Source organism: Streptomyces sp. NPDC046831 (assembly GCF_040645305.1).
Lineage (GTDB): Bacteria > Actinomycetota > Actinomycetes > Streptomycetales > Streptomycetaceae > Streptomyces.
This window is the reverse complement of record NZ_JBEYXZ010000005.1, coordinates 247,005-259,794: the sequence shown is the minus strand read 5'-3', so window position 1 is coordinate 259,794 and position 12,790 is coordinate 247,005. Positions and strand designations below refer to the sequence as shown.

Annotated in this window: 13 protein-coding genes; 2 read left to right on the top strand and 11 right to left on the bottom strand. The window is 73.2% G+C overall.

What is annotated here, in order from left to right:
• Positions 1–34: 34 nt before the first annotated feature.
• Both ABZ920_RS07625 and ABZ920_RS07620 read right to left on the bottom strand, forming a co-directional pair.
• Positions 35–175: an SCO1431 family membrane protein gene (locus tag ABZ920_RS07625; protein WP_361499827.1), complete on the bottom strand. Its 141-nt coding sequence runs from the start codon at positions 173–175 to the stop codon at positions 35–37.
• 145 nt (positions 176–320) lie between these two features.
• A complete protein-coding gene (locus tag ABZ920_RS07620; protein ID WP_361499825.1) occupies positions 321–1,697 on the bottom strand; it encodes a peptidase C39 family protein in 1,377 nt (458 codons plus the stop codon).
• 428 nt (positions 1,698–2,125) lie between these two features.
• Between ABZ920_RS07620 and ABZ920_RS07615 the strand changes: the two genes are divergently transcribed.
• Both ABZ920_RS07615 and ABZ920_RS07610 read left to right on the top strand, forming a co-directional pair.
• Positions 2,126–2,746: a hypothetical protein gene (locus ABZ920_RS07615; RefSeq protein ID WP_361499922.1), complete on the top strand. Its 621-nt coding sequence runs from the start codon at positions 2,126–2,128 to the stop codon at positions 2,744–2,746.
• Positions 2,747–3,177: 431 nt separating this feature from the next.
• On the top strand, positions 3,178–5,043 hold the full coding sequence (locus tag ABZ920_RS07610; RefSeq protein WP_361499823.1) for an AAA family ATPase: 1,866 nt from the start codon (positions 3,178–3,180) through the stop codon (positions 5,041–5,043).
• Between the two features lie 120 nt (positions 5,044–5,163).
• Here the strand turns inward: ABZ920_RS07610 and ABZ920_RS07605 are convergent, their stop codons facing one another.
• The 9 genes from ABZ920_RS07605 to ABZ920_RS07565 form a co-directional block, all read right to left on the bottom strand.
• Positions 5,164–6,249 (bottom strand): hemolysin family protein, encoded by a 1,086-nt coding sequence (locus tag ABZ920_RS07605; RefSeq protein ID WP_361499821.1) that lies wholly within the window; start codon positions 6,247–6,249, stop codon positions 5,164–5,166.
• Positions 6,246–7,592, bottom strand: a complete 1,347-nt coding sequence (locus ABZ920_RS07600; RefSeq protein ID WP_361499819.1) for a hemolysin family protein — start codon at positions 7,590–7,592, stop codon at positions 6,246–6,248. Before ABZ920_RS07600 ends, ABZ920_RS07605 begins: the two co-directional genes overlap by 4 nt.
• 224 nt (positions 7,593–7,816) lie before the next feature.
• Complete coding sequence (locus tag ABZ920_RS07595; RefSeq protein ID WP_361499817.1) at positions 7,817–8,284, bottom strand: PH domain-containing protein; 468 nt, start codon at positions 8,282–8,284, stop codon at positions 7,817–7,819.
• Between the two features lie 13 nt (positions 8,285–8,297).
• Positions 8,298–9,155 carry an ATP phosphoribosyltransferase gene (hisG, locus tag ABZ920_RS07590; RefSeq protein WP_361499816.1) on the bottom strand — a complete coding sequence of 286 codons (858 nt, stop codon included), beginning with the start codon at positions 9,153–9,155 and terminating at the stop codon, positions 8,298–8,300.
• Between the two features lie 63 nt (positions 9,156–9,218).
• Complete coding sequence (locus ABZ920_RS07585; protein WP_361499814.1) at positions 9,219–9,491, bottom strand: phosphoribosyl-ATP diphosphatase; 273 nt, start codon at positions 9,489–9,491, stop codon at positions 9,219–9,221.
• A 34-nt stretch (positions 9,492–9,525) separates the two neighbouring features.
• The gene (gene ribH / locus ABZ920_RS07580; RefSeq protein ID WP_361499812.1) at positions 9,526–10,011 is read right to left on the bottom strand and encodes a 6,7-dimethyl-8-ribityllumazine synthase; all 486 of its coding nucleotides are present in this window, start codon (positions 10,009–10,011) and stop codon (positions 9,526–9,528) included.
• Positions 10,012–10,036: 25 nt separating this feature from the next.
• On the bottom strand, positions 10,037–11,449 hold the full coding sequence (locus tag ABZ920_RS07575) for a bifunctional 3,4-dihydroxy-2-butanone-4-phosphate synthase/GTP cyclohydrolase II (RefSeq protein WP_361499810.1): 1,413 nt from the start codon (positions 11,447–11,449) through the stop codon (positions 10,037–10,039).
• Positions 11,446–12,090, bottom strand: coding sequence for a nicotinamide mononucleotide transporter family protein (locus tag ABZ920_RS07570; RefSeq protein WP_361499808.1), 645 nt, complete (start codon positions 12,088–12,090; stop codon positions 11,446–11,448). The genes ABZ920_RS07575 and ABZ920_RS07570 overlap by 4 nt, the downstream gene beginning before the upstream one ends.
• Positions 12,087–12,692 (bottom strand): riboflavin synthase, encoded by a 606-nt coding sequence (locus tag ABZ920_RS07565; protein ID WP_361499806.1) that lies wholly within the window; start codon positions 12,690–12,692, stop codon positions 12,087–12,089. The genes ABZ920_RS07570 and ABZ920_RS07565 overlap by 4 nt, the downstream gene beginning before the upstream one ends.
• Positions 12,693–12,790 lie beyond the last annotated feature (98 nt).

Here is a 12,790-nt window from a genome sequence, read left to right as displayed (position 1 = left end):
CAGCCGCAGTATGGCAGGTCGGCCGTGCCTCAGGTCACAGCAGTCCGAGCTGGGTGACGAGCATCGCGATCACCACGACGAGGGTCCAGCCGAGGACGTGCTCGACGATCTTCGGTCCGTCGTCCCGGGGGCCGCCGGTGCGGATGCGGGAGGCTTCGGCTGCGTGGGCGCTCATCGTGTCTCGCAGGGTTCGTACGTGTGCGGCGGACTCGCCGCGCCTTGGTCTCCACCTTGCCACCGCGGGCGGCCCGCGCGGCGGAGAGGTTGCTCACAGGGAGGAGCCCCGGCCGCCCGGGGCCCCTCGCCCGCGTCCGCCGGTGTCAGCGCACGCCCACCGCCGCGAGCGCCTGGCGCTGGCGGGGCGTGGGCTGCGCCGGGAAGTACAGGTAGCAGACGCCGCCGGTGCCGGAGACGACCGCGCCGGAGGCGTTGTACCGCTTGGTGCGCAGCCAGATGTTCTCGAATTCACGGCGCCGGTAGACGCGGCGCACCGCCTCGTCGCTGACGGAGGCCGGGTCGTTGGCGATCACGTGGCCGTCGGCGGTGAAGCCGATGACCGTCATGAGGTGCCCGGAGGTGCCGTAACCGGCGCCGGTCAGTTCGGTCTTGAGGAAGGACTGGGACGTTATGGCCGGGATGCCCGCCGCGATCAGCGTCTCCAGGTCGGTGAGCGAGCCGAGCCGGGTGACGACGCCCTGCAGGCCCGGGAAGGTGGCCGCGTACGCCGCGTTGAACGGCCAGTTGCCGCAGCCGGCGTACTGGTGGTCGTAGGTGTACCGGGCCGCGTGGCAGATCTGCGGGTCGGCGTAGTCCGGGTTCACCCAGGCCAGTTGCTCCGGTGTGAGGCGCCCGCCCCAGTACTCGATGATCATCTGCGAGGAGGTGGGGCTGCACCAGGCCTCGCCTCCGTTGTCGTACTCGGGGTACTGGCCGGCGTGCACCTCCTGCGAGTAGCGGGGGACGGCCAGTTCCGCGGCGGTGCCGGGCGTGGAGGCCGGGACCGTGAAGCGGTCGGGGACGTCGGAGCCCATGGCGCCGGCCCGCCACACGGTGGGGGTGAGCCGGGTGCCGGGCCTGCGGTACAGGGTCAGCCGCAGCCGGTACGACGTCAGGCGCAGCCCGGACGACGGCTCGTCGACGGCGAAGGTGTCCGTCCAGACGGTGCTCCTGCCGTCGCTCTGGTCGTCGACCGAGGTGCGCCTGATGTCCTGGTCGCCGGCCGCCCAGCGGCCCATCACGTACCAGGGGGTGTCCGTGCCGTCGGAGTACGTGCCCTTCAGTTCCACCTGGAGCCAGGTGCCCGCCGGGGTGTGCGCGTTCCACGAGGCGACCGCCTCGGTGGCCGGGACGGTGAGCCGGTGGACCGGTGAGGTCCACGTGGCGTACTCCCAGGACGCGGTCGTGCCGGTGTGCGGGTCGGTGTAGTCGGTGGTGCCGGCCGCGGCGGCGACCCGGATGCCGGGCCGGGCGCCGGCGACGGCGAGCGTGCCGTGCGCCTGGCCACCGCGCCAGTCGGTGTACGTCGTCCAGAAGCGGTTGTCGACCGGGCGGGCCGGGTCGCCGCCGCCCGGGCGGCCGTGGGAGGTGCCGGCGGCCGGGAAGGTCACGGCGGCCGCCGGGGCCGTGCTCCCCACGACCGCGGCGGCGACCGCGGCGGCCAGGACGGTTCTGCGGGACGGCTGTTCGGCTTGGCTCATGGGTGGAAGACCCCCAGGTGTCCGAGTCGGGGCGGGTCCGTGCACGATGTGGGCCCACTATGGCCGCGGTGACCCGCTCCTGCCAGCACTTGGGCCGACGCCACGCCCACCAATATTGGTCCCGACCACTGGCACGACCTGCGCTCCCCCGGCGCCGCTGAACCGCGGCCGCCGCCGGCCGCGGGCGGCGGCCGCGCGCCGCCCGGGGCACCGCGCCGCCGCACCCGTGCCCCTGCCGCCGCGGCCGGAGGCGCGCGCGGGCCGCGCACGCCCGGCACGTCCGGCGGCCCGCCCGCCCGCCTGCCCCCTGCCCGCCGGCCCGCCGCAGACGATGCGCCGCGGTTCCCGCCGTCCTCACGCCCCCGCCGGGGACGCCACTAGACTGTGCCGCCGTCACCTGCCACGCCCCCCCACACCCCGGAACCGCCATTCACGCCCTCGCCCGCCGTCTTCGCCGCCTCCCTCCGTCGTGCGGCCCCGTCCGTCTGGTCGCCGTCGACGGGCACGCGGGCTCGGGGAAGTCCACCTTCGCCGGACGGCTGGCCGCCGCACTCGGCGGCGCCCCCGTGCTGCACCTGGACGACATCGCGACCCACGAGGAACTGTTCGCGTGGGACCGGCGGCTGCTGGCCGACGTCGTCGCGCCGCTCGTCCGGGGCTCGGTGGCGCACTACCGCCCCTACGACTGGCACGCCCGGCGTTTCGGCCCCCCGCGCGCGCTGCCGCCGGCTCCCGTGGTCCTCGTCGAGGGCGTGGGGGCCGGCCGCCGGGCGCTGCGCCCGTACCTGGCCCACCTGCTCTGGATGGAGCTGCCGCGCGAGGAGTCCTGGGCGCGGGGCCGCTCGCGGGACGGCCGGGAACAGGCGGACTTCTGGGCCGGCTGGGTCGAGGCGGAGCGCCGGCACTTCGCACAGGACCCCTCCCGGCCGTTCGCCGATCTTCTGGTGCGGCAGGCGACGCGGGGATATGAGACGGTTCGTGGGCCTGTCGCCTCGGCTGGTACGGACCGCACGGTCACCGACGGTGACGGTCCACCGCCCCTGCGGTGAACCCCCCGGGTCCCCCGTGGGGCAACTTCCCCGAAGGCCTCAACTCCGCTTGACCGGGGGCCCGTACAGGTCTTACGTTCTCAATGTGCGGTCCTCCGGGACCGTCGGCAGACGCGAAGCCCCCGGTTGTTCCCCCGTGACCGGGGGCTTCGTTCTGCCCTCGTCCCCCCTCCCCCGGCGCCGCGAAGCATCCGCGTGATCACCCTCGGTCACCGGCCGTCATCTGCCGTATTCCTCTTCCACCTCGCCGAATGGCCTGTGCGGCACTCTTCGGCGGGCGGCCGCCCCGCGGGTACGATGCCCTGGTGCGACCGTCGGACGGCTGCTTCGCACACGCAACTCCCGTCCGAGGCGCAGCGGTTCGACGCAGGCATCCGCCGGGCGACAGCCGGGCGGGTGGACCTACGGGGGCACGGTTTGTGGGGGACGTGATGGATTTCGGCACGCGGGGCCCCGAGGCCCCGGCCGACCTCGCCTGGCTGCGAGGCGTGGACGCCTACACGATGGGCGCCTATCCGCAGGCCGAGGAGGAGTTCCGGGCCGCGGTCCGGATGGATCCCGGCATGGCCGACGGCTGGCTCGGGCTGCACGCGCTGCGCGTCGACACGACGACCGCGCTGCTGCGGATGTTCCGGCACCGGGACCGCTTCGGCGAACAGCGCGCCCGGCACCGCCGCACGCTCAACTCCTGGTACTGGCTCGGCTGGTGGGTGCAGCCCGTGCTGGAGAGCCCCCGCGACCTGCTGCTCGCGCACGCCTCGCACTGGCTGGACGGCCGCCACGTGCCGGAGCTGGACCGGGCGCTGGCCGGGCTGCCGCCCGTGGACGCCGACCAGCAGGTCCGGTTCCTGCACGCCTGCCGCTCCTACCTCGTCAAGGACTGGGAACAGCTCGTCCGGCACACCGACCCCCTTGTCGACGACCCCCTGCTCGGCATCGAGGCCGGCCTGTTCGGCGGCATGGCGCGGGTCCGGCTGGAGATGTACGGGCAGGCCGAGCCGCTGCTGTCGGCAGCCCTGATGCGCTGCCGCAGCGAGCAGCCGCAGCGCAAGGAGCTGCGGTACTGGCTGGCGCGGGCGTTGGAGGGCACCGGCCGCAGCGCCGCCGCGCTGCCGCTGTACCGGGCGGTGCACCGGGTCGACCCGGCGTTCATGGACACCTCCGCCCGGCTCGCGGCGATCGCCGAGGGCGACGGGTACGACGACGGGACCGATCTGGCGGCGATCACGCTCACCGGCGCCGGGCAGGACGCCGTGGACGGCACGGACGGCCTGGACCCGTTCTTCGGCGGCGAAGGCCGGGACCTCAGACTGCCCGACCCCGACCTGCCGCCGTCCGGCCCCCTGCCGTCGGCGACCGACCCGGCGGTGCGCCGGCGGACCGCCGGGGCACCGGACCCGCTGCCCACCGGGCCCACCGACTGCGCGTTACTGGAGGAGGCGCTCGCCGAACTCGAGCGCATGGTCGGCCTGGAACCGGTGAAACGGCAGGTCAAGGCGCTCTCGGCGCAGCTGAACATGGCCCGGCTGCGGGCCGGGCAGGGTTTGCCCGTACAGCCGCCGAAGCGCCATTTCGTCTTCTCCGGCCCCTCCGGCACCGGCAAGACCACGGTCGCCCGCATCCTCGGCCGCGTCTTCTACGCGCTCGGTCTGCTCGGCGGGGACCACCTGGTCGAGGCACAGCGGGCCGACCTGGTCGGCGAGTACCTCGGCCAGACCGCCGTGAAGGCCAACGAGCTGATCGACTCCGCGATCGGCGGCGTCCTCTTCGTCGACGAGGCCTACTCCCTGTCGAACTCCGGATACGGCAAGGGCGACGCGTACGGGGACGAGGCGCTGCAGGTGCTGCTGAAGCGGGCGGAGGACAACCGGGACCACCTCGTGGTGATCCTCGCCGGTTACCCCGAGGGCATGGACCGCCTGCTCGCCGCCAACCCCGGCCTGTCGTCCCGGTTCACGACCCGGGTCGACTTCCCTTCCTACCGCCCGGCGGAACTGACCGAGATCGGCAGGGTGCTGGCCGCGGAGAACGGTGACCTGTGGGACGAGGAGGCCCTCGACGAGCTGCGCTCGATCGCCGGCCACGTGGTCGACCAGGGGTGGATCGACGAGCTGGGCAACGGGCGGTTCCTGCGGACGCTGTACGAGAAGAGCTGCGCGTACCGGGATCTGCGGCTGTCCGCCTACGCGGGGGCGCTGTCGCGGGAGGACCTGGCGACGCTGCGGCTGCCGGACCTGATGCAGGCGTACGGCGAGGTGCTGTCGGGGCGGGGGCCCCAGGACCCGCCGGGCATGTGACGGATCCCTGAGGCTCCGCCGGCCGGGGCGCCCACCCACCCGGGGCTGCGGTCCGGGTCGGCCGGGCAGGTGCGGCGCCCGGGTGCGGGAGCCGGGGCTCCCGCACCCGGGCGCCGGCGGCTACGTGGCCAGCACCTGCTCCGGTTCCCCGGTCGCCCGGGGCCGCCTCATGCGGACCTCCGGCATGACGCGGTGGGCGGGGTCGCGGACCTCGCCGACCAGGAGTTCCAGGACGTCCTCCAGCGCCACCAGCCCCAGCACCCTGCCGCTCGCGTCGGCCACCTGGGCCAGGTGCGTCGCGGCGCGGCGCATCACGGTCAGCGCGTCGTCCAGCGGGACCTCCGCGCCGAGCGTCGTCATGGGCCGCCATATCCGCTGCGGCACGGCCCGCTCGGAGTGCTCCAGGTCGAGGACGTCCTTGACGTGGAGGTAGCCCATGAAGGCCCCGTTCCCCGCGGCCACGGGGAAGCGGGAGTACCCGGTGCGGGCGGTCAGCTCGACGATCTCCCCCGGCGTCACCGAGGGGCTGACGGTGACCAGCGCCTCGCGCCTGAGGAGCACGTCGGTCACCGGGCGGGAGCCCAGCTCCAGCGCGTCCTCCAGGCGCTCCTGCTCCTCGGGGTCGAGGAGGCCGGCCTGGCCGGAGTCCTCCACCAGCCGGTTGAGCTGCTCGCTGGTGAAGACGGCCTCGACCTCGTCCTTGGGCTCGACCCGGAACAGCCGCAGGACGCCCTGGGCGCAGGCGCCGAGGGCCACGGTGATCGGCCGGCACAGCCGGGCGAAGGCGACCAGGCCGGGGCCCAGCCACAGCGCGGCCTTCTCCGGCGCGGCCATCGCGAGGTTCTTCGGCACCATCTCGCCGATGACCAGGTGGAAGAAGACCACGGCCGCCAGCGCCAGGACGTAGCCGAGCGGGTGGATCACGCCCTGCGGCAGGCGGAGCGACTCGAACACCGGCTCCAGCAGGTGGGCCACCGTCGGCTCGGCGACGGCACCGAGAGTCAGCGAGCAGACGGTGATGCCGAACTGGGCGGCCGCCATCATCTGCGGCAGCCGCTCCAGGCCGTGGAGCACCTGCCGGGCCCGGGCGGTGCCGAGCGGCTCGATCTGGCTGCGGCGCACGGACACGAGCGCGAACTCGGCGCCGACGAAGAATCCGTTGGCGAGCACCAGCAGGGCGGCGAAGAACAGTTGCAGCACGCTCATCGGGCGGCCTCCACGACGACGGCGACGGCGTCGGCCGCGGGGGCCGTCCGCACCAGCCGGACCCGCTCCGCGCGGTAGTGCCCGACCTGGCGCACGGACAGCCGCCAGCCCGGCAGCTCGGCCCGGTCGCCCGGGGCCGGGATGCGTCCGAGCAGGTCGGCGACCAGTCCGGCGACGGTCTCGTACGGGCCCTCGGGCGCCTGGAGGCCGATGCGCCTGAGCAGGTCGACGCGGCAGCCGCCGTCGACGTCCCAGGCGGGGTGGCCGTCCTCCGGCGGGGCGGGGGCCAGCTCGGGCACGTCCTTGGCGTCGTGCTCGTCGCGGACCTCGCCGACGAGTTCCTCGACGATGTCCTCCAGGGTCACGACGCCCGCGGTTCCGCCGTACTCGTCGACGACGACCGCGATGGGCTGCTCGCTGCGCAGCCGCGCCAGCAGCGGCCGTACCGGCAGGGTCTCCGGGACGAGCAGGGCCGGCCGGGCGATGCGGCCGACGGGGGTGCGCAGCCGCTCCTGCACCGGGACGGCGAGGGCGTCCTTCAGGTGGACCATGCCGACCATCTCGTCGATCTTCTCCCGGTAGACGGGGAAGCGGGACAGGCCGGTGGCGCGTGTGAGGTTGACCACGTCCTCGGCGGTCGCCGACGACTGCAGGGCGCTGACCTTCACGCGCGGGGTCATGACGTGCTGCGCGGTCAGCTCGCCCAGGGACAGGGTCCGTACGAACAGGTCGGCCGTGTCCTGTTCCAGGGTGCCCGCCTGCGCGGAGTGGCGTGCCAGGGACACCAGCTCGCCGGGGGTGCGCGCGGAGGCCAGCTCGTCGGCGGGCTCGACGCCCAGGGCGCGGACGAGCCGGTTGGCGACGGCGTTGAGCGCGGCGATCACCGGGCGGAACAGGCGGGAGAACGCGTGCTGCGGGCCGGCGACGAACCGCGCGACCTGCAGCGGCCGGGAGACCGCCCAGTTCTTGGGGACGAGCTCGCCGATCACCATCTGCACGGCGGACGCGAGCAGCATGCCGACGACCACGGCGACGCCGGAGACGGCGCCCTCGGGGACGCCGACCGCGGTGAACGGGCCGTGCAGCAGTTCGGCCAGCGCCGGCTCGGCGAGCATGCCGACGACGAGGGAGGTGATGGTGATCCCGAGCTGGGTGCCGGAGAGCTGGAACGACAGCTCCCTGAGCGACTCGACGACCGTACGGGCCCGCTGGTCGCCCTCGGCGGCGGCCTTCTCGGCCTCCGGCCGGTCCACGGTCACCAGGCCGAATTCGGCGGCCACGAAGAATCCGTTGGCCAGGATCAGCAGGAGAGCCGCTCCGAGGAGCAGCAGGGGGGTGGTCATGATGCCGCCGCCTCCGCGTGGGCGCGGACGCGGTCCGCGCTATGTCGGCAGGGGGCGGCGCAGGTACTGCAGGACGATCCGTCCATCGCCGGGGGGAGTCACTCCTCGGGTAGCAGGAGCCCCTGGGCACCGGGCCGGAGCACAGGAGCGGAGGCGCAGCGAAAACGCCTCCGCCACCAGATTAATCAAGACACCGCCCCGTGCGGCAGGGTGGACGCCCCGAGTCAGCCGTGATGTTCACCGCGGGCGGCTTGGGAATCCGGCTGGGAGCGGGCCGCGACCAGGGCGCGCAGGGCGCGTGCGTCGGCGATGGCGCGCTGCTTGGCGATGCCCGGCTGGATGCCGAGGGCCGGCAGGCTGGTGCCGTCGCTGAGGTCGAGGAAGACCCAGGGATCGCCGGGACGCAGGTTGACCCGGAGGATCTCGGCCCACTCCAGACGGCGCCCGGTGACGATGTTCACGACGGTGACACCGGCGTCGTCGGCGACGACCTTGGGCCGGGCGAGGAGCAGCAGGACCGCCGACAGCAGCGCCGCCGTAAGGATGAAGCTGAGGCGCTCGCCCGGGCCGAGCCGCTCCAGCAGCAGGGTGACGGTGGTGATCACCACGAACAGCACGACCGCGGCGGACAGCAGGACGGCACGGGTGCGGCCGGGGCGGAAGGTGACGGGGAGCGCGGGCAGGTCGGACATCGCTCGGGGCACCTCAGAGACGGCAGGCGTGGATGGCCGTGGTCAGGATGGCCCGGGCGCCGATGGCGTACAGGTCGTCCATGATCCGCTGGGCCTCCCTGGCGGGGACCATGGCGCGGACGGCGACCCAGCCCTCGTTGTGCAGCGGGGAGACGGTCGGGGACTCCAGGCCCGGGGTCAGCGCGACGGCCTTCTCCAGCTGCTCGACCCGGCAGTCGTAGTCCATCATCACGTACGTCCGGGCGACGAGGACGCCCTGCAGGCGGCGCAGGAACTGCTGCACCTTGGACTCGGCGCCGTCGTCGGCGGTGGCGCCGGTGCGGCGGATCACGATCGCCTCGGACTCCATGATCGGCTCGCCGATGACCTCCAGGCCGGCGTTGCGCAGCGAGGTGCCGGTCTCCACCACGTCCGCGATGATCTCGGCGACGCCGAGTTCGACGGCGGTCTCGACGGCGCCGTCGAGGTGGACGACGGAGGCGTCGATGCCGTGGTCGGCGAGGTGCTTGGCGACGATGCCCTCGTACGACGTGGCGACGGTCATGCCGTTCAGGTCCGCGACGCCGGTCGCCGTGCCGGGCCGGGTGGCGTAGCGGAAGGTGGAGCGGGCGAAGCCGAGCGGCAGGATCTCCTCGGCGTTGGCGCCGGAGTCGATGAGCAGGTCGCGGCCGGTGATGCCGATGTCGAGGCGGCCGGAGGAGACGTAGATCGCGATGTCGCGGGGGCGGAGGTAGAAGAACTCGACCTCGTTCTCCGGGTCGACGATCCGCAGTTCCTTCGACTCGCGCCGCTGCTGGTAGCCGGCCTCATGCAGCATGTCCGCCGCAGGGCCGGAGAGTGAACCCTTGTTGGGGACGGCGATGCGCAGCATGAGGTCGGCTTCCTTTGCGTGGTTCTGCGGCTGTGTGGGTGAACGGGGTGCGGCCGGCGCCGCTCAGAGGTGGGCGTAGACGTCGTCCAGGGAGATCCCGCGGGCGACCATCATCACCTGGACGTGGTACAGCAGCTGCGAGATCTCCTCGGCGGCCGCCTCCTTGCCCTCGTACTCGGCGGCCATCCAGACCTCTGCTGCCTCCTCGACGACCTTCTTGCCGATGGCATGGACGCCCTTGCCGACCAGTTCGGCGGTGCGGGAGGTGGTGGGATCGCCGTGCGCGGCCTTGTGCTGGAGCTCGGTGAAGAGCTCCTCGAACGTCTTCTTGGACATGGTGGTCCCCACCCTACGCGGTCCCGCCGACTCCTCAGCGCCAGGGTTCGGACACCGAGCGGAGCGTGGCCGCGGTCGCCACCGCGGCGGTCACCGCCTCGTGGCCCTTGTCCTCGCGGGAGCCCTCCAGGCCGGCCCGGTCCAGGGCCTGCTCCTCGGTGTCGCAGGTGAGCACGCCGAAGCCGACGGGGACGCCGGTCTCCACCGACACCTGGGTCAGCCCCTGGGCGACGCCCTGGCACACATAGTCGAAGTGCGGGGTGCCGCCGCGGATGACGACGCCGAGGGCGACGACGGCGTCGTAGCCGCGGCCCGCGAGCACCTTGGCGACGACGGGGAGCTCGAAGCTGCCGGGGACCCGCAGCAGGGTCGGCTCGTCGATCCCCAGCTCGTGCAGGGCGCGCAGGGCGCCGTCCACCAGGCCGTCCATCACCTTCTCGTGCCACTGCGCCGCGATGACGGCGACCCTGAGGTCCCCGACGTTCCGGACGGACAGCTCCGGTGCACCCTTGCCGCTCACGTGTCTCCTCAGTGCTCTGTTCGTGTTACTGGTTGCCGCAGGTGGCCGCGGCGGTCGCGTCCAGCCAGGGCAGGTCGTGTCCCATCCGGTCCCGCTTGGTGCGCAGATAGCGGATGTTGTGTTCGCCCGCCTGTACCGGCATCGGCTCGCGGGCGGCGACCTCGATGCCGTACCGGGTCAGCGCGCCGGCCTTGTCGGGGTTGTTGGTCATCAGCCGGACGCTGCGCACGCCGAGGTCGGCGAGGATCTGCGCCCCGGCGGCGTAGTCGCGGGCGTCGGCGGGCAGGCCGAGTTCGAGGTTGGCGTCGAGGGTGTCGCGGCCGCGCTCCTGGAGCTCGTAGGCGCGCAGTTTGGACATCAGTCCGATGCCGCGCCCCTCGTGTCCGCGCAGGTACACCACCACTCCCCTGCCCTCGGCCTGGATGCGCTCCAGGGAGGCGTCCAGCTGGGGGCCGCAGTCGCAGCGCAGGGAGCCGAAGATGTCGCCGGTGAGGCACTCGGAGTGGACGCGGACGAGGACGTCCTCGCCGTCGCCGATCTCGCCGTGCACCAGGGCGACGTGCTCGACGCCGTCGACGGTGGAGCGGTAGCCGTGGGCCGTGAAGGTGCCGTGGGCCGTCGGCAGGTGGACCTCCGCCTCACGGCGGACGGTGGGCTCGCACACGACCGGCGTGTGCGCCGCCGGAGCCGTGCGCCCGGGTGAGCGCAGGTGGGCGATCAGGTCCTCGATGGAGATGATCGTCAGCCCGTGCTTGCGGGCGAACGGGATCAGCTCGGGCAGGCGCAGCATCCGGCCGTCCTCGCCGGCGATCTCGACGATCGCGCCGGCCGGGCGCAGGCCGGCCAGCCGGGCGAGGTCGACGGCGGCTTCGGTGTGCCCGTTGCGGACCAGGACCCCGCCGGGCCGGGCGCGCAGCGGGAAGACGTGGCCGGGGCGGACGAAGTCGGCCGGCTCGGCCGTGCCGCTCGCCAGCAGCCGGAGCGTGGTGGCGCGGTCGGAGGCGGAGATGCCGGTGGTGACACCGTGCGCGCCCGAGGCGTCGACCGAGACCGTGAAGGCGGTCTTCATCGACTCGGTGTTGTCCTCGACCATCTGCGGCAGCCGCAGCCGGTCCAGTTCCTCGCCCTCCATGGGCGCGCAGATCAGGCCGCGGCACTCGCTCATCATGAAGGCGACGATCTCCTCGGTCACCTTCTCGGCGGCGACGACGAGGTCGCCCTCGTTCTCGCGGTCCTCGTCGTCGACGACCACGATCGGGCGGCCGGCGGCGATGTCGGCGACGGCCTGCTCGACCGGGTCGAGGGCGAAGTCCTCGAGGTCGTCGGCGCCGTAGAGGACCGGTGGGATCGCGGGCGCGGCGGGGTGGGAGTCCTGAGGTGCCCTCTGCTGCGGGGGAGCCTCGTTGGGGCCGGTGGCGGACGACGGGCGGGAGGTCATGCCGGCGCTCCTTCCATGACGGGCCGCGCGGCCTTGCGGGAGCGCAGCCACCAGTCGCGCATGCCCCACAGGACGAGCGCGCCGTAGATGACGTAGACGAAGCCGGAGAAGGCGAAGCCGTTGGCGAAGTTGAGCGGGACACCGACGGCGTCCACGAGCAGCCAGGCGAACCAGAACTCGACCATGCCGCGCGCCTGGGCGTACATGGCGACGATCGTGCCGACGAAGATGTAGGCGTCCGGCCAGGGGTCCCAGGACAGGGACGGGTACGCGGTGAACAGCCCGGCGACCGCGACGGTGCCGAGGGCCGCCGCGCCGGCCAGCACCAGGCGTTCGCGCCAGGCGGCGAACCGCACGGCGATGTGGCCGTCCTCCGCCTGGCCCCGGCCGCGGTTCCACTGCCACCAGCCGTAGACGGCGACGACCATGACGACCACCTGCTTGCCGGCGCTGCCGGAGAGGTGGGCGGTGGCGAAGGCGGCGAAGAGGATGAGCCCGGAGATGAACTGGACCGGCCAGCTCCATATCGAGCGCCGCCAGCCGAACGCGAGACCGATCAGGCCGATCACGTTGCCGATCATGTCGGACCACTTGATGTGCTGGTGGAAGAGGACGAAGGCCTCGGAGTTGAGCCAGTTCACCGGCCGGCCCCCTGACCTGCCGCCAGCAGCCGCTCGACGTACTTGGCGACGACGTCCACCTCGAGGTTGACCGGCTCGCCGGGCTGCTTGAGGCCGAGAGTGGTCAGGGCGAGGGTGGTCGGGATGAGGCTGACGGTGAAGTAGTCGGGGCCCGCCTCGACGACGGTCAGGCTGATGCCGTCGACGGTGATGGAGCCCTTCTCCACGACGTAGCGCGCGAGGTCCGCGGGGAGCGAGATCCTGACGATCTCCCAGTGCTCCGAGGGGGTACGGGCGAGGATCGTGCCGGTGCCGTCGACGTGGCCCTGCACGATGTGCCCGCCGAGGCGCGCGCCGACGGCGGTGGGGCGTTCCAGGTTGACGCGGGAACCGACGGCGAGGGCACCGAGGCTGGAGCGCTTGAGGGTCTCCGCCATGACGTCCGCGGTGAACTCGTCGCCCTCGTGTTCGACGACGGTGAGACAGACCCCGTTCACGGCGATGGAGTCGCCGTGCTGCGCGCCCTCGGTCACGACGGGGCCGCGGAGCCGGAAGCGAGCGGCGTCGCCGAGGTCCTCGACGGCCGTGACCTCGCCCAGCTCTTCGACGATTCCGGTGAACACTTCCCGGGTCCTCCTGCCTCGTTCGGGCACGGACTCCGGGGCTGTCGATGACGACAGAGCACACGGGCGAAAACGCCGGGGCGACGCCGGACGGGCCC